The organism is Flavobacterium plantiphilum, from assembly GCF_046000495.1.
GTDB classification, from domain to species: Bacteria; Bacteroidota; Bacteroidia; order Flavobacteriales; family Flavobacteriaceae; genus Flavobacterium; species Flavobacterium plantiphilum.
In genome coordinates this window covers 161,924-178,853 of the sequence record NZ_JBELQA010000004.1, presented here as the reverse complement: position 1 = coordinate 178,853, position 16,930 = coordinate 161,924, and the positions used below count along the sequence as shown (strand labels likewise).

Sequence of the window (16,930 nt, the reverse complement as noted above, 5' to 3'; positions counted from 1 at the left end):
GATTATCAATTACAGAAAATAAAAAACCTTCCTGAATAACAAGAAGGTTTTAGTCGGGGTGGCAGGATTCGAACCTGCGGCCTCCTGCTCCCAAAGCAGGCGCGATAACCGGGCTACGCTACACCCCGTAACGCGGCTGCAAATATACAACTCTTTTTTGCTTATGCAAACTATAATTTAAAAATAAATGCAATTCCAAAAATAATTTTACAGCAGCGGTCTGAAACCTGACAAAACATCGCAAATCAGGCTTTAACAAATGTTAACAAAATAGATTTTTAGAAACAATAATAAATTGTATTTTTACCGTTCAAAATTATAGAAATAAATGGGCAAAATCATTGCGATTGCTAATCAAAAAGGAGGCGTTGGAAAGACTACTACATCAGTAAATCTTGCTGCTTCCCTGGGCGTTTTAGAAAAGAAAGTTTTATTAATTGATGCTGATCCTCAGGCTAATGCCAGTTCAGGATTAGGTATTGATGTCGAAAGTGTAGAAATTGGTACTTACCAAATACTGGAACACAGTAATACTCCTAAAGAAGCAGTAGTAAAATGTTCCGCTCCTAATGTAGATGTAATTCCTGCTCACATTGATCTTGTGGCTATAGAAATTGAATTAGTAGATAAGGAAAACAGAGAATATATGCTTAAAAAAGCATTAGAAAGTGTTACAGAAGATTATGATTATATCATTATTGACTGTGCACCTTCTCTTGGTTTATTAACATTAAATGCTTTAACTGCTGCAAATTCTGTAATTATACCTATTCAGTGTGAATATTTTGCTTTGGAAGGATTAGGAAAATTACTGAATACTATAAAAAGCATCCAGAAAATTCATAACCCCGACTTAGACATCGAAGGTTTATTATTAACCATGTACGATTCCAGACTTCGTTTATCAAATCAGGTTGTTGAAGAAGTTCAGAAACACTTTAATGATATGGTTTTTGAAACGGTTATCCAGCGAAATGTTAAACTAAGCGAAGCACCAAGTTTTGGCGAAAGCATTATCAATTATGATGCTACGAGCAAAGGAGCAACAAATTATTTACACCTTGCTCAGGAAATTATAAAGAAAAACAGCAATTAATTTTATGGCAAAAGCAATAAAAAAACAAGCCTTAGGAAGAGGATTATCAGCATTATTAAAAGATCCTGAAAATGACATAAAATCAGTTGAGGATAAAAATGCAGACAAGGTTGTTGGAAATATTATTGAGCTCGAGATTGAAGCCATAGAAATAAATCCGTTTCAGCCCCGAAGTAATTTTAACGAAGAATCATTAAAAGAATTAGCCACTTCTATTAAAGAACTGGGGGTAATTCAGCCTATAACTGTTCGAAAATTAGACTTTAATAAATACCAGTTAATTTCGGGAGAACGTCGTTTGCGAGCTTCAAAATTAGTTGGTCTTAGCACCGTTCCTGCTTACATTCGAATTGCCAATGATAATGAATCACTGGTTATGGCACTGGTTGAAAACATCCAGCGTCATGACTTAGATCCAATTGAAATTGCACTTTCGTACCAGCGGTTAATGGATGAAATCCAATTGACTCAGGAGCAGATGAGTGAACGTGTGGGTAAAAAACGTTCTACCATTGCAAATTATTTAAGACTCTTAAAACTGGACCCGATTATCCAGACAGGAATTCGTGATGGTTTTATCAGTATGGGACATGGCAGAGCCATCATCAACATTGAAGATTTAGATGCCCAGACAGCTATTTATCAAAAAATTGTAAGTCAGAATCTTTCGGTTCGTGATACTGAAACTTTAGTAAAAAATTATCAGGACAGTCTCAAACCAAAAGCTGCGGTAAAAGCTAAAACAGCTTCTTTTGATATCGATGAAAACCAGAAAAAGGTTTTGAACAATTATTTTGGAAATCTGGTTGACATCAAAGTAGCCAGTAACGGAAAAGGTAAAATCACCATTCCGTTCCGGTCTGAAGAAGATTTTAACCGAATTATGGAATTAATCAAAGGATAGTGAAGCAAATTATTTCCATAGCACTATTTCTTATCTTCTTATGCAATACCACTGCATGGGCACAAAAAAAAGTCCCGTCAGAAGTAGTTGCAGCTGATACTTTGAAATCAATAGATATTGACCCGTTAACACCTGCAAAAGCTGCATTTTACTCCGCAGTTTTACCCGGTTTAGGTCAGGCTTACAACAAAAGATACTGGAAAATTCCGCTGGTGTATGGAGCCATAGGAACGAGTCTGTATTTTTATATAGACAGTAACAAAAAATACCATCAGTTTAGAGATGCTTACAAACGAAGACTCGAAGGATATACTGATGATGAATTCTCTTATCTGGATAATAACCGCTTAATCGCCGGTCAAAAATTTTATCAGCGTAACCGTGACTTATCTTCTTTATTTATTGTAGGTTTTTATGTCTTGAATATTATTGATGCCAATGTTGATGCGGCATTAATGCAGTTTAATGTAGATGATCGTTTATCAGTAAAACCAACACTTTATCAGAATAGTCTAAATTACAAAACAAACGTAGGGCTTAGCCTTAATTATAATTTTTAATCGAATACAACAGAATTGGTTATTTCCAATTTTATAATTTAAATATAACACAAAATGAAAATCGCGCTTTTAGGATACGGAAAAATGGGTCAGGTAATTGAAAGAATTGCTTTGGAAAGAGGTCATGAAATTGTTTTGAAAAAAGACGAATTTAATACTTATGAAGGGCTTTCAACTGCAGATGTTGCTATTGACTTTAGCGTTCCTATGGCAGCTGTAGATAATATTTCGGCTTGTTTCAACACGAATGTTCCTGTAGTTTCCGGAACCACAGGATGGCTGGATCGTTACGAAGAAATGATTGCCTTATGTAAAGAAAAAAATGGTGGTTTTATATCCAGTTCCAACTTTAGCTTAGGCGTAAATTTATTTTTTGGATTAAACGAATACCTGGCCAGAATGATGGCTAATATTGAAGGCTACAAAGTTTCTATGGAAGAAATTCACCACATTCATAAACTGGATGCTCCAAGCGGAACCGCTATTTCATTAGCACAGGGCGTGATTGAAAACAACAATCAATACAGCAAGTGGACTCTTGAAAATGCAACTGAAAAGGATATTCATATTGAAGCTGTCCGTACGGGTGAAGTTCCGGGAACCCACACAGTAACTTATGATTCCGGTATTGACAGTATCGAAATCAAACATACTGCTCACAATCGTGAAGGATTTGCTCTGGGTGCAGTTATAGCTGCCGAATGGTTAGCCGGAAAACAAGGAATTTTCAGCATGAGAGATGTACTTAACATTCAATAAACCTGATTTTAATTTAAAGTGGATAACTTCATTTTAAATCTTAAAAAACTTAAAACACATAATTATGACACTATATCAATGGTTTGTTTTTTTTCTTTTTGTTCAGGTTATTCATTTTTTAGGAACCTGGAAATTATATGAAGCCGCAGGTAGAAAAAAATGGGAAGCAGCAATACCTGTTTATAATGCAATTGTATTAATGAAAATCATTGGTCGCCCTACATGGTGGACATTATTGCTTTTCATTCCTATTATTAACTTAATTATGTTTCCGGTTATCTGGGTAGAAACCTTAAGAACTTTTGGAAAACGAAGTCAGTTAGACACCTTTTTAGGAATTATAACTTTCGGATTGTACATCTATTACGTTAATTACACGCAGAAATTAGAGTATAATAATGACCGAAACTTCCATCCAAAAAACAAAACCGCCGATACTGTAAGTTCCCTTTTATTTGCTATCATCGTTGCTACATTTGTACATACTTATTTTGTACAGCCGTATACGATACCGACCTCTTCTTTGGAAAAATCATTATTAGTTGGAGATTTTCTTTTTGTAAGCAAGATAAATTATGGAGCCAGAGTTCCAATGACCACGGTAGCTTTACCAATGGTTCATGACACTATTCCTATGACCAAAAGAAAATCTTATCTGAACTGGCCTCAATTACCTTACTTAAGATTACCCGGAATAGAAGACAAAATAAACCGTACTGATATTGTAGTTTTTAACTGGCCTGTAGATACTGTACATTATTTCCGTGAACCTGTAGGAACTCCGGGGGTAATAAAGCCTATTGATAAAGAATCAAACTATGTTAAAAGATGTGTTGGAATCCCGGGTGACAGTCTAGCTATAAAAGATGGAATTATCTACATAAATGGTAAAATACTAGAATTACCTGAACGGGCTAAACCTCAATTTTCTTATGCTGTAGGTATTGATACTAAAAATCCTCCGGTAAATTTAGAACAATTATTAAGAGAAATGGACGTGACTGACGGGGTGGGTTTAAATGACTCCAGAGACACACTTTATTTCAGAGCTTTAACGGCTGCAGGTGCTGAAAGACTAAAAAACACTGCCGGAATTACTGTGGTAAAAAGACAGATAAGCAAAGGTGCTGAGCATGGTATTTTTCCACATATTAACAAATGGAATGCCGATAACTACGGACCTATCTACATACCTCAAAAAGGAAAAACAGTAGCTCTTACATTAGAAAGTCTGCCCTTTTATAAAAGAATTATCACTACTTACGAAAAAGACGATAATGGTAACAAAAACGATTTAAAAGTAACCGGAAACGAAATCAGACTGAACGGAAAAGTAATCAACAGCTATACTTTCAAACAAAATTACTACTGGATGATGGGGGATAACCGCCATAATTCTGAGGACAGTCGTTATTGGGGTTATGTTCCCGAAGATCATATCGTAGGAAAGCCGGTTTTTATCTGGATGAGTTGGGATACCAACGGAAAGGGATGGAACAAAGTGCGTTGGGACAGAGTTTTCACTACTGTTAGCGGTGAAGGTCAACCCCAATCTTATTTCAAAATTTTCCTTATTTTGTTAGCCGCATTCTTCGTGGGTGAATATTTCTGGAAAAAAAGAAAAGAGAAAAACAATATCTAGTTTGATATATTTATAGCATATAAATTCTTTTATTTTGTCACAGATTAAAAAGATTAGCACAGATTAATCTGTTTAAATCCGTGTAATCTGTGGCAAAAAAAATAAAACACTTCGATAGTTTTAACTATTTTAGAGAGCAGTAACAGAATGAAAACCTTATTACACCCTTCTTATTTCCCATCGATTAGTCATTTTGCAGCAATGATTCAGGCAGAAAACATTGTGTTTGAAATGGAAGATAATTTTCAAAAGCAAACTAACAGAAACCGTACTTATATTTATAGTCCTAACGGAATTCAGCTTTTGAATATCCCTATAAAACATTCTAAAAAAGGCCATCAAAAAACAAAAGACATTCAGATAGAAAATGATTTTGACTGGCAAAAACAACATTTTAAATCTTTGGAAGCAGCATACAGAAGCTCTCCTTTTTTTGAATTTTTCGAAGATGATTTCATTCCTTTTTTCGAAAAAAAACATCACTTTTTAATGGATCTGAATTTGGAAGCCCTGGAAATTATTTCCAAATGTATGCGTACCAAATTTAACTTTGAAACTACCACAGAATATTTTCACGAAGTCGATACAAATGAGTTTACAGATTATCGTTTTTTAATAAACGGAAAAAAAGACCCTTCTGTTTTCGAACCTTATACTCAGGTTTTTGATGATAAATTTGGATTTATCAACAATTTAAGCATTCTGGACTTACTGTTTAACGAAGGAAAATTTACCGTTGATTATTTAAAATCGCAACAACTTGTTCTCCCATAAATGAAATAGTTTTTAATCTAGCGAGAGCTTTGCCATTATCGGGAAATGGTCTGAATTATCAAATTCAGGAAAGGTTTCAAACTTTTTAACCTCCATTTTTTTATCGGCAAAAATATAATCAATACGGGCAGGATAATATTTAAAACGATAGGTTTGTCCAAAACCTACACCGGCTTCTTCAAAGGCATCTTTTGATTCTCCTTTTATAATACGGTAAACATAAGAAAACGCACTGTTATTCATATCACCACAAATAATAATCGGATAAGGACAATCTTTTAAACTTTCTTTTAAAATTTCTGCCTGTTCTTGTTGTTGTTTGAAAGCTTTACTGATTCTGAAAAACATCATTTGGGATTTCTCTTTATTCATCACATCGATATTTTCTGAAATCTCATTGACATCCGGCGAAATTTTGATGGATTGTAAATGCATATTATACACTCTGATGATGTCTTTCCCTTTTTTAATATCAGCAAAAACAACATTATTATTAGAATTTGGAAACAGAATTTTTCCCTGTTCGATAACAGGAAATTTAGAAAAAATAGCCTGTCCGGTTTTAATCTGGTTTCCTTCCATAAAAATAGTGCGGTGCGGATACACTTTTAAATCGATTCCTGCAGAATTAGAATATTCCTGAATACATAAAATATCAGGGTTTTTATCATTTACGAATTCTAAAATTGTTTCGGGAATATCTGCTTTATCGTCCCATTTGAACAAATTAAACAAACGCACATTATAACTCATTACCACGAAATCCTTGTCGCTCTCCGGATATTTTTTAGCCGTAAATTTATAAAACTTATTAATAAAAGTGATTCCAATTAAAAGAACCAAGCCCGAAACAATCATCCTCTTTTTGAACTGAATAGCCCAATATAAAAAGAAAAGACTGTTGAGAATAAAAAACAAAGGCATGAACAATGTCAGAACAGACAACCATGGAAAAATTTTAGGTGCCAGAAACGGAAGCACATAAGCTATAAAAGTAACTATAATAAGCGTAATGTTTAAGTAAAACATTCCTGTATTGAACCATGAAAGTTTTTTCATTTTATTTATTTAATGTCTAAAAAACGTTATAAAACAAAGCATTCCTAAACAATTACTTCCCTGACTTGAATAAAAAATCTTTTTCCTCCTTAGTTAAACTATCATAACCTGACTGACTGATTTTATCTAAAATCTCATCAATTTGTTGTTGGGTTTTATCTTTCGTCACTATTCTGGAAGCCCGTTTTTCTACGGGCTTGGAATAATTCTTATGTACTTTCTTAAAAGGTGTCGATGGTGATTTCTTGAAAGCATTAGCAAAAAAGTCAATTATTCTGGTCACAATCACACTCATATCATTGCCATTTTGCAGTCCTTTTATATACATAAATCCAAAAAAAGCGCCCGCTAAATGCGAAATATGTCCGCCCATATTATCTAAACGTATCTGCATTAAATCCAGTATCAGCAACACCGCTGTAATGTGCCATAATTTTACATTACCAATCAGTAATAAACGAACCTGCATCAATGGCTGATATGTTGCTGCCGCCACTAATACTGCCATTATTGCCGCAGAAGCTCCTACTATGGCTCCATTAATATTCATAATATAATAACTTGCCACAAAAACAGCTCCTGCAAAAATTGCACTCAAAAGATACAATCCTAAAAATTGCTTTTGGGTAAAAAAGGTTAAAAACAACTGGCTGGCAAAATTAAGAACCAGTAAATTGAATAAAATATGAAAAAAATCAAAATGAAAAAAAGAATAACTCAGCAACGACCACGGTTTCCATAGTAAATCTTCCGGATTAGCCGACAAACTTACATATTGAAGAAAATCTGCCTGAACATTCCCTAATAATAAAAGCCTTGGCAATACGTATGAAATAAGAAAAAAGCCAATGTTCCAATAAATTAATTTATTAGCGATTCCTCCCAGTTTATATTGTAATTTTAAGTCGTCTAAAATATTCATTTTCCAATTCTTTTTTAGCTTGAATGCTCCATTTTAATTAATTCCAGCGATTATCATTAAACTGGTTTTTCTTCCAATACCACATAATCAGGAAGCCAAATAAGGCTCCGCCTATGTGTGCAAAATGAGCAATTCCCGAATCAATTCCCATTAAGGAATTCCCAAATATACCAAAGAAACCATCAAACAAGAGCATATAAACTGGGACAAAATATTTAGCTTTAACAGGAACAGGGATAAACATAATCCCCAACTCAGCATTAGGAAACATAAAGGCAAAAGCAATCAATAATCCATAAATAGCTCCTGAAGCTCCAACCATAGTCGTTGCAAAAGAACTAATAAAGTTTTGATATTCAGATGCTGTCAAAATAGACTGCCATTGGGTATTGATTTTCCCTTCGTTCAGCAACTGCAAAATTTCTGTTTTTTGAAAACCATTTGATTCTAATATACTTACAGCATCATTAAAGTAATAATAACTCACTCCGGTTTGTACCAGAACAGCTCCTAATCCGCAGGAGATATAAAAAAACAAGAATTTCTTTTCTCCCCAAAAATGCTCTAATGTAGAACCGAAAGAATATAACGCAAACATATTAAATGCAATATGCGCAAATCCTCCGTGCATAAACATATGGGTTAAAGGCTGCCAAAAATGAAAACCCTGATTTTCAGGAAAAAACATTGCTAAAATTTGATATGCGGGTTCACCCACAAAAAGTGTCCCTATGAAAAACAGTACATTAATTATTAATAACTGCTTTACTATTGGTGTTATATTCATCATACTGCAAATTTTTTATCTAAGTCTTCCACACGCATCGTGATGAAAGTTGGTTTTTGAAAAGGTGATACATTAGGATCTTTACAGGCAAAAAGTCCGTTGACTAAATTTTCCTGCTCTTTGACCGTTAAGCTTGTTCCTGTTTTTACTGCCAGACTCTTTGCCATTGATTTAGCAATCGTATCATTCTGACTGAAACTATTTTCGGGTATTCCATCTTGCAAATCGCTTAACAATTGTTCTAACAGGATAGAAATCTCACTTTCGGTTACATTCACCGGAATTCCGGAAATTACCACATGATCGTCATTGGTTTCTTCAAAAACAAATCCGGTATTAACCAATGAAAGCTTCAGTTCCCTAATCAGTTCCATTTCGCCTGACGAAAAATACAAATTCAACGGAAATAACAATTGCTGACTCGATGCCTGATGCACGGTCATATTCGTTAAGAATTGTTCGTACAAAACACGCTGATGCGCACGTTGCTGATCCACAATTACCATTCCGGATTTTATAGGCGAAACAATATATTTTTTATGAATCTGATACACATTCTGAACTGCGTGCTCTACTTCTTCATCATTAAATAACGAACCCGTAACTTCTTCGCTTTCAAAAGAAATTTCATTAGTTTCCGTTGTAAACTCAGGTTCTTGTTCTAAACCTACATACAAACTTTCCCAACTGGCTGTTGAAGCTGGTTTTTTATAACTTGAACCCGATGATCCAGCACCAGCATAATGTTTATTGACTTTATCATCCGAAAATGGATTGAAAGTACTATCTACCTGAATGGTAGGCACCGTTCCTTCTAAATCTTTATAATGATAAGGTGTGTCTAAATTAGCATCTCTGTCAAAGTCTAACACCGGTGCCACGTTAAACTGCCCCAGACTATGTTTAATAGAAGCTCGCAAAATAGCATACAATGCACTTTCGTCATCAAACTTAATTTCGGTTTTGGTAGGATGAATATTGATATCGATAGAATTAGGCGGAACTGTTAAATACAGGAAATAACTGGGCTGTGCACCGTCTTTCAAAATTCCGTCATAAGCCGCCATTACTGCATGATGCAAATAACCACTTTTTATAAATCGGTCATTGACGAAGAAAAATTGTTCGCCCCGATTTTTTTTGGCAAATTCAGGCTTGCTTACAAATCCTTCTATCGTTACAATTTCAGTTTCTTCCTGAACGGGAACTAATTTCTCATTGGTTTTACCTGAAAAAACATTCACCACTCGTTGTCTTAATGTCGAAATTGGCAGATTGAACATTTCGCTGCCATTATGGTAAAAAGTAAAATGTATGTTTGAATGAGCCAAAGCTACTCGTTGAAATTCATCAACAATATGTCTATATTCTACCGTGTCCGATTTCAGGAAATTACGTCGGGCAGGAATATTAAAAAACAAATTTTTAACCGCAAACGAAGTCCCCTGTGGCAACACGGCCGATTCCTGTGAGACAAATTTACTTCCCTCAATAACAATCTGAGTCCCTAATTCCTCCTGTGACTGTTTGGTTTTCATTTCCACATGCGCAATCGCAGCAATAGAAGCCAGTGCCTCTCCGCGAAAACCTTTGGTATGCAGTGAAAATAAATCTTCGGCATGACGGATTTTGGAAGTGGCATGACGCTCAAAACACAATCGCGCATCGGTCACGTTCATTCCTTTTCCATTATCAATCACCTGAACTAACGACTTTCCGGCATCTTTGATAATCAACTTAATATCTGTTGCATTAGCATCAACTGCATTTTCAAGTAATTCTTTCACTACCGAAGCAGGTCTTTGAACCACTTCTCCGGCAGCAATTTGATTAGCAACATGATCAGGAAGTAATTGGATTATACTTGACATTTTTTTTTTTAGTTTTTCAGTCCCGACAGTTATAGGGATTAGTATTCAGAAGATAACTAAGCCCAGCAAATTTAATAAATTTCTGCCGTCTTTTAGGGTTTCTTATATCATAAATAAAACAAAAAACCTATACTATTTAGTCTCAAATAGTATAGGTTTCATTCTGAATTATTTAGTTTTTATTCTTTTAATTCTAAAGGTGTTCCTTCGTCTAACTGCATTGCTCCGGAAGTCAGTAAGTTTTGACCTGCGTAGTCATGAGTCAGTGAAGCCTGCTGACGGATATAAGCCATTTTAATAGCTGCGATAGCTGCCTCTGTTCCTTTATTTCCGTGAATTCCCCCACTTCTGTCAATAGATTGCTGCATCGTATTATCGGTCAGTACACAAAAAATAACGGGAATATCCGTTTGCACATTAAGATCTTTAATTCCCTGAGTAACACCTTCGCAAACAAAATCAAAATGCTTCGTCTGCCCCTGAATTACACATCCAATCACAATAACAGCATCTACTTTTTGGGTTTGCAGCATTTTTTTTGCTCCGTAAATTAACTCAAAACTACCCGGGACATTCCATCGGATAATATTTTGAGCAGGAACTTCATTATCTAAAAAAGCATCTTCTGCTCCTTTATACAAACCTTCTGTTATATTCTCATTCCATTCTGAAACTACCACTCCAAAACGAAAATCTTTCGCACTGGGAAGTGCACTTTTATCGTAAACTGATAAGTTTTTATTAATTGTTGCCATATAAAATTTAATTTTAGACTTTGAAATTAAAAATAAAAATTGGTGATTACAAGCTTTTTTTACGACTCATAATCACCAAATTTTTATTATTGATTTCTGTTATTGAGACAAACCTATCAGGCCATCCACTGAAGCAGCTTCCTGTGAATTTTCGTATTTCTCTTTTATATCTGTGAAATATTTCAAAGCATCTTCCTTATTTCCTATTGCTAAAGCTGTCTTCCCGGCTTTTAAAAGAAAACGCGGTGTGGTAAAATCATTTGTACTGGATTCGGCGGCTTTCAAATAATTTTCTAAAGCCTCTTTTGGCTGCTTATTTTCAGAATACGCATCTCCTATTGCTCCTTTAGCCATCGCACTCAAAACCACATCATCAGATTTGAATTTACTTAAATAATCAATAGCTTCAGTGTATTTTCCGGTATTTAAATAAGCGATACCTGCATAATAATTTGCTAAATTTCCTGCTGAAGTACCTGAATATTCATCAGCAATTTTAAGGAATCCAAATTTTCCTTCTGAACCGTTTAAAGCTAATTTATATAATGAGTCACTTGCTACTCCATTAGCTGCCTGATCAAAATTTTGTTGTGCCACAAACATCTCACTTGCTGCTTCCTCTTCTTTCGGTTCTGCAACAAATTTTTCATAAGCTACATAACCTACTGTAAACAAAGCAATAGCACCTACTATACCAATAATAATTTTTTGATTTTTAGCAACCCAGTCTTCCGTTTTTGATGCAGTTTCGTCTAATTTAGAAAAAACCTCAGCAGTTGTACTGTTTTTTTCATCAATTACTACTTGTTCTTCTACTGCTTCTTTAACTTCTTTCTCTTTTGGTGCTTTATATCCTCTTTTATTATATGTAGCCATTTAAAAATTAATTTAGTGAACCGCAAAAATAAAATTTTTATTCAAACCCACACATAAAAACGAAGATTTTATATATAAATCGAAAATATTTTTATTTTAAAGATTTTTTCAACAAATACTGTGGCTAACTTTTTAATATAGAAAAACACCAAAAGTCGTTTATATGGATATTTTTCAATAATTTGCAGCCTCTTTTGAAAGTCTAAAAAACGACCAGTCTCAATAGCAGCATCCTCAAAAATGTATTTAAAAAAAATAGCTTTATTCAATTATAAAAACTTTTCAGAAGCCAGTTTCGAGTTTGACGGCAAAATAATCTGTTTTGTGGGTAAAAACGGTATCGGCAAAACCAATATTCTGGACGCTATCTACCATTTATCTTATGGAAAAAGTTATTTTAATCCGCTGGCTGTTCAAAATATTAAACATGGCGAGGAGTTTTTTGTTATAGATGCGGAATTTATCAAAAACGAAAGAAGCGAACAACTGCTGTGCAGCCTGAAGAAAGGCCAGAAAAAAATATTAAAACGCAATGGCAAAGTCTATGATAAATTCTCCGATCATATCGGGTTCATTCCACTTGTTATTATTTCGCCTGCTGACAGGGATTTAATTATTGAAGGCAGTGAAACCCGCCGAAAATTTATTGACAGTATTATATCCCAACTGGATTCCCAATATTTACAACAACTCATTCAGTACCAGAAAGTAATGAGTCAGCGCAATGCACTTTTAAAATATTTTGCACTGAACCATGTTTTTGACAATGATACCCTTTCTATATATAATGAGCAATTAAACGATTTTGGCAGCTATATTTTCGAAAAAAGAAAAGAATTCATTGCCGAATTTATTCCTATTTTCAACAAACACCATCATGCCATTACGGATTCACAGGAATCGGTACAATTAGTTTATGAGAGTCATTTGTATGAAACTGATTTACTAACCCTTTTACAGCAAAACATTAATAAAGACCGTGCATTGCAATACACCAGCGTGGGAATCCACAAAGATGATCTGGCGTTTGAAATAGACAATCATCCTATTAAAAAATTCGGATCTCAGGGCCAACAAAAATCTTTTTTGATCGCTTTAAAACTGGCTCAGTTTGAATTCCTAAAAAGGCAAAGCGGTGTAAAACCTATTTTATTGTTTGATGATATTTTTGACAAACTGGACGAAACCCGGGTAGCAAAAATTGTAGAAATGGTGAATTCAGATACTTTTGGTCAGCTTTTTATTTCAGATACACATCCCGAGCGTACCGAAGCCATCGTGAAATCGACACATCAATCGTATAAAATATTCAACTTGTAATTTTTTTTTACCGCAAAGAGAACTAAGTTTTCAGCAATCCCGATAGCTATCGGGACACCAAGCTTTTTTAGCTAAAAAAGAAAAAAATCTGTGGTTAAAATTTTAATATAAATCTATCAAAGTCTATCGTTTTAACTATTTTTGATATAATCAAAATTCAACTAAATGAAATTCAAATCCTTATTCGCAATAAGCCTTTTATTCATTTTATTTTCCTGCCATGCACAAACTTCTCAAAACATTCAAACGGTTGAAGTTGCCGCTTTCGCAAAAGAAATAAAGACGACCCAAAAACCACAAATCATTGATGTTCGCACTCCGGAAGAATTTACCGAAGGACATATTGACACAGCACAGAACATCAATTGGCTTGGAGATCAATTTACACAAAATGCGGAAAAACTAAATAAAGACAAACCCGTTTATGTGTACTGCCGAAGTGGTAAACGAAGCCTGAAAGCCTCTGAAAAACTGGCCGAATTAGGGTTTAAGGAAATCTACAATCTGGATGGCGGTTACCTTAAATGGAAAGCAGAGACAAAAACAGCGCAATAAAAACAAAAAGTTACATTCATGCTTACAAAAGAATCACTACAATTTCTGGACGATTTAAGAGCCAATAATAACCGCGAATGGTTTCAGGACAACAAAAAAAGATACGAAATTTTCAAAAAAGATTATCACCAATTAGTTTCTGATTTCCTGGATGCCATGAAACCTATGGATCCGTCATTAGAAATGCTGGAAATAAAAAACTGCACGTTCAGAATCAATCGTGATATTCGGTTTTCTAAAGATAAATCGCCGTACAAATCCCATTTGGGCGTCTGGCTTTCATCGGGTGCTAAAGATCAGAATCGTTCCGGATATTATGTTCATATTGAAAAAGGAGGCAGTTTTATTGCAGGAGGGTTTTATTCACCTGATCCGGATCAACTAAAAAAAATACGCAAAGAAATTGCTTTTTTCTATGACGATTTAGGAGCCATTTTGAACGAACCTAATTTCAAAAAAGAGTTTGGTGATTTTAACCGAAACGAAAAAAGCCTGTTGAAAAATCCGCCAAGAGGTTACGAAAAAGACCATCCTGCGATTGATTTTCTAAAGCTAAAAAGCTTCGAAACGCTTCAGAAATTTGATATCTCCGAGGTGACTAAAAAAGATTTTGTTTCGAAAATGAGCCAGAAGCTAATCCTTTTAAAACCATTGAACGAATTCCTGAACCGTGCACTCGAAACAGAGGAATTTTAAAATAATACTAAAATTTCTGCCACCAATTCACGAAATCAATATAAAATAATTCGTGAATTCGTGGCGAAAAAATTTCTTTAATGAAAAAAAGAAAAATACTTTTTCTTGGAGAATCCTATCGCGCCGATGCCATTACTTGGATAAATGGCTTAAGGGAATTTGGTGATTTTGAAATTATCAGTTGGGAATTAGAAACGCCTAACCATTCATTCCTGAACAGAATCCTGAGAACACTGGAATTCGTCTTCGCTCCTATTACAATACGTAAAATAATTCGTCAGCAAAAACCAGATATGATTATTGCCGAAAGAACTACCAGTTATGGTTTTCTGGCAGCGCTTTCAGGTATGCAACCATCTGCCATTGCCCAACAAGGAAGAACCGATTTGTGGCCTGAAGATGCTATTACAATTCCGCTTAAAAAAATGATTCAGAATTACGCTTTCAAAAAAGCCACACTTATTCATGCCTGGGGATCAGTTATGGCAGAGCACATGAAAAATTCTAAAGCAGATATGAGCAAAGTTTTGGTTTTACCAAAGGGAATTGATTTAAACAGATTTGAAAACAAAAACAATTCTGATTCCAACAAAATTCAGGCTATTGTTACACGTTCCCTTTTACCCGAATACCGCCATGACGTTATCTTGAAAGCATTTGATATTTTGCATCAAAGAGGAATAGATTTTTCTTTAACTATTGTGGGCGACGGAATTAGGTTAGAGCATTTAAAGGATTTAGCAACAAAAATGCAGATTGAAAACAAAGTTATTTTTACGGGCAGAATTCCCAATACGGAATTACCTAAATTACTCCAAGAATCGAATTTTTATATCAGCATGCCCATAACCGAAGGTGTTTCGGCTTCTTTATTTGAAGCTATGGCTTGCGGTTGTTACCCTATAGTTTCTGATATTCCGGGAAATCAAAATTGGATTCGCCATAGAGAAAACGGACAATTGATTACTGTGGACGATTTTGAAATGCTGGCTAATGAAATCCTCTGGGCATTTGAGAATAAAACCATTTTAGAGAATGCTGTTTCAAACAATCGCAAATTCATTGAAAAACAGGTGAATTACAAAACCAATATGAAAATTATTGCGGACAAATACCATGAATTAATAGATTCTAAAAAATAATTTAACCACAAAGTTGGCTAGGATTTCACAAAGAATACAAAGCTTAGCGAACTTTGCGCAAACTTTGTGTCTTTGCAGTAAAACCAAAAATTATAATCCTTACTTTTGAACCTTCAAATCACGACTAAAAAGCGCTTTCTTTTATGGAAATTCAACATCATTTTTCTTTAAAAAACTACAATACTTTTGGCATTGAAGCCAAAGCCAGACAATTTGTTGCTGTTCACTGCGTAGCAGAATTGAAAACGGTTTTAGAACAACACCAATCAGAGAAAAAATTCATTTTGGGCGGCGGCAGTAATATGTTGCTGACACAGGATATTGATGCATTGGTAATTCATATTGATTTGAAGGGCAAAAAAATCATTAAGGAAGACGATGATTCTGTATGGGTTGAAGGACAAGCAGGTGAAAACTGGCATGAATTTGTGCTTTGGTGTATTGACCAAAATTATGGCGGACTGGAAAACATGTCGCTCATTCCGGGAAATGTAGGCACTACACCTGTTCAGAACATTGGTGCTTACGGAGCAGAAATCAAAGATACCTTTGTTTCCTGTGAAGCTATGAATATTGAAACCCAAGAAATAAAAACTTTCAGCAATGCTGAATGTCATTTTGGATACCGAGAAAGCATCTTTAAACATGACGTAAAAGACCAGTATATTATTACTTCGGTGGTTTTTAAACTGACTAAACGCAACCATAAAATCAATACTTCATACGGCGATATTTTAGCCGAATTAGAGCGTACAAACGTTACTAATCCGGGATTAAAAGACGTAAGCAATGCTGTAATTGCTATTAGAAAAAGCAAATTACCGGATCCGAAAGAACTGGGTAACAGCGGTAGTTTTTTCAAAAATCCTATAGTTTTAAAAAGTGATTTTGAAGCCATTCATAAAAAATTTCCGGAGATGAAATTCTATGAAGTTTCGGCAACCGAAGTAAAAGTTCCTGCGGGCTGGCTGATTGAACAGGTCGGTTTTAAAGGCAAACGTTTTGGCGATGCCGGAATACATAAAAATCAGGCTTTGGTTTTAGTCAACTACGGCAATGCTACAGGACAGGAAATCCTGGCTGTTTCCAAAGACATACAAAAGACTGTTTTGGAGACTTTTGGCATTAAAATTGAAGCCGAAGTGAACGTGATTTAGCCGAAAAACCCCGTTGAAAATTTTCTTTTAAAATTCATATTTTATCATTTACAAT

General features: G+C 34.8%; 17 protein-coding genes and 1 tRNA gene. 11 read left to right on the top strand and 7 right to left on the bottom strand.

The annotated features are described in order from the left end of the window. Window positions 1–53 precede the first annotated feature (53 nt). Window positions 54–128, bottom strand: a tRNA-Pro gene (locus ABS764_RS08400). 200 nt (window positions 129–328) lie between these two features. Between ABS764_RS08400 and ABS764_RS08395 the strand changes: the two genes are divergently transcribed. The 6 genes from ABS764_RS08395 (at window position 329) to ABS764_RS08370 (ending at window position 5,735) form a co-directional block, all read left to right on the top strand. Next, complete coding sequence (locus ABS764_RS08395; RefSeq protein WP_408081344.1) at window positions 329–1,096, top strand: ParA family protein; 768 nt, start codon at window positions 329–331, stop codon at window positions 1,094–1,096. Between the two features lie 4 nt (window positions 1,097–1,100). Then, window positions 1,101–2,000 (top strand): ParB/RepB/Spo0J family partition protein, encoded by a 900-nt coding sequence (locus ABS764_RS08390; RefSeq protein WP_408081343.1) that lies wholly within the window; start codon window positions 1,101–1,103, stop codon window positions 1,998–2,000. Next, window positions 1,997–2,560 (top strand): DUF5683 domain-containing protein, encoded by a 564-nt coding sequence (locus ABS764_RS08385; RefSeq protein ID WP_408081536.1) that lies wholly within the window; start codon window positions 1,997–1,999, stop codon window positions 2,558–2,560. The genes ABS764_RS08390 and ABS764_RS08385 overlap by 4 nt, the downstream gene beginning before the upstream one ends. 54 nt (window positions 2,561–2,614) lie before the next feature. After that, window positions 2,615–3,319, top strand: coding sequence for a 4-hydroxy-tetrahydrodipicolinate reductase (dapB, locus tag ABS764_RS08380; RefSeq protein WP_408081342.1), 705 nt, complete (start codon window positions 2,615–2,617; stop codon window positions 3,317–3,319). 64 nt (window positions 3,320–3,383) lie between these two features. Continuing rightward, a complete protein-coding gene (gene lepB / locus ABS764_RS08375; RefSeq protein ID WP_408081341.1) occupies window positions 3,384–4,961 on the top strand; it encodes a signal peptidase I in 1,578 nt (525 codons plus the stop codon). Between the two features lie 147 nt (window positions 4,962–5,108). Then, complete coding sequence (locus ABS764_RS08370) at window positions 5,109–5,735, top strand: WbqC family protein (protein WP_408081340.1); 627 nt, start codon at window positions 5,109–5,111, stop codon at window positions 5,733–5,735. A gap of 12 nt (window positions 5,736–5,747) precedes the next feature. On the opposite strand, the gene ABS764_RS08365 is transcribed toward ABS764_RS08370, so the two are convergent. The 6 genes from ABS764_RS08365 to ABS764_RS08340 form a co-directional block, all read right to left on the bottom strand. Then, a complete protein-coding gene (locus ABS764_RS08365; RefSeq protein ID WP_408081339.1) occupies window positions 5,748–6,794 on the bottom strand; it encodes an endonuclease/exonuclease/phosphatase family protein in 1,047 nt (348 codons plus the stop codon). Between the two features lie 52 nt (window positions 6,795–6,846). Beyond that, window positions 6,847–7,716, bottom strand: a complete 870-nt coding sequence (locus tag ABS764_RS08360; protein WP_408081338.1) for a rhomboid family intramembrane serine protease — start codon at window positions 7,714–7,716, stop codon at window positions 6,847–6,849. A 37-nt stretch (window positions 7,717–7,753) separates the two neighbouring features. Further along, on the bottom strand, window positions 7,754–8,506 hold the full coding sequence (locus ABS764_RS08355; RefSeq protein ID WP_408081337.1) for a rhomboid family intramembrane serine protease: 753 nt from the start codon (window positions 8,504–8,506) through the stop codon (window positions 7,754–7,756). Continuing rightward, window positions 8,503–10,374, bottom strand: coding sequence for a DNA mismatch repair endonuclease MutL (gene mutL, locus ABS764_RS08350; RefSeq protein ID WP_408081336.1), 1,872 nt, complete (start codon window positions 10,372–10,374; stop codon window positions 8,503–8,505). The genes ABS764_RS08355 and mutL overlap by 4 nt, the downstream gene beginning before the upstream one ends. Window positions 10,375–10,553: 179 nt before the next feature. Further along, complete coding sequence (gene ribH / locus ABS764_RS08345) at window positions 10,554–11,129, bottom strand: 6,7-dimethyl-8-ribityllumazine synthase (protein ID WP_408081335.1); 576 nt, start codon at window positions 11,127–11,129, stop codon at window positions 10,554–10,556. Between the two features lie 99 nt (window positions 11,130–11,228). Then, window positions 11,229–12,005 carry a tetratricopeptide repeat protein gene (locus tag ABS764_RS08340; RefSeq protein WP_408081334.1) on the bottom strand — a complete coding sequence of 259 codons (777 nt, stop codon included), beginning with the start codon at window positions 12,003–12,005 and terminating at the stop codon, window positions 11,229–11,231. A gap of 240 nt (window positions 12,006–12,245) precedes the next feature. Between ABS764_RS08340 and recF the strand changes: the two genes are divergently transcribed. The 5 genes from recF (at window position 12,246) to murB (ending at window position 16,875) form a co-directional block, all read left to right on the top strand. After that, window positions 12,246–13,325 carry a DNA replication/repair protein RecF gene (gene recF / locus ABS764_RS08335; protein ID WP_408081333.1) on the top strand — a complete coding sequence of 360 codons (1,080 nt, stop codon included), beginning with the start codon at window positions 12,246–12,248 and terminating at the stop codon, window positions 13,323–13,325. A gap of 165 nt (window positions 13,326–13,490) precedes the next feature. Further along, the gene (locus ABS764_RS08330) at window positions 13,491–13,880 is read left to right on the top strand and encodes a rhodanese-like domain-containing protein (RefSeq protein ID WP_408081332.1); all 390 of its coding nucleotides are present in this window, start codon (window positions 13,491–13,493) and stop codon (window positions 13,878–13,880) included. An 18-nt stretch (window positions 13,881–13,898) separates the two neighbouring features. After that, window positions 13,899–14,576: a DUF2461 domain-containing protein gene (locus ABS764_RS08325; protein WP_408081331.1), complete on the top strand. Its 678-nt coding sequence runs from the start codon at window positions 13,899–13,901 to the stop codon at window positions 14,574–14,576. An 80-nt stretch (window positions 14,577–14,656) separates the two neighbouring features. Beyond that, entirely contained in the window at window positions 14,657–15,718 is a 1,062-nt protein-coding gene (locus ABS764_RS08320; protein ID WP_408081330.1) for a glycosyltransferase family 4 protein, read from the top strand. 143 nt (window positions 15,719–15,861) lie between these two features. Next, a complete protein-coding gene (gene murB, locus ABS764_RS08315) occupies window positions 15,862–16,875 on the top strand; it encodes a UDP-N-acetylmuramate dehydrogenase (RefSeq protein ID WP_408081329.1) in 1,014 nt (337 codons plus the stop codon). The last annotated feature ends 55 nt before the right edge of the window (window positions 16,876–16,930 follow it).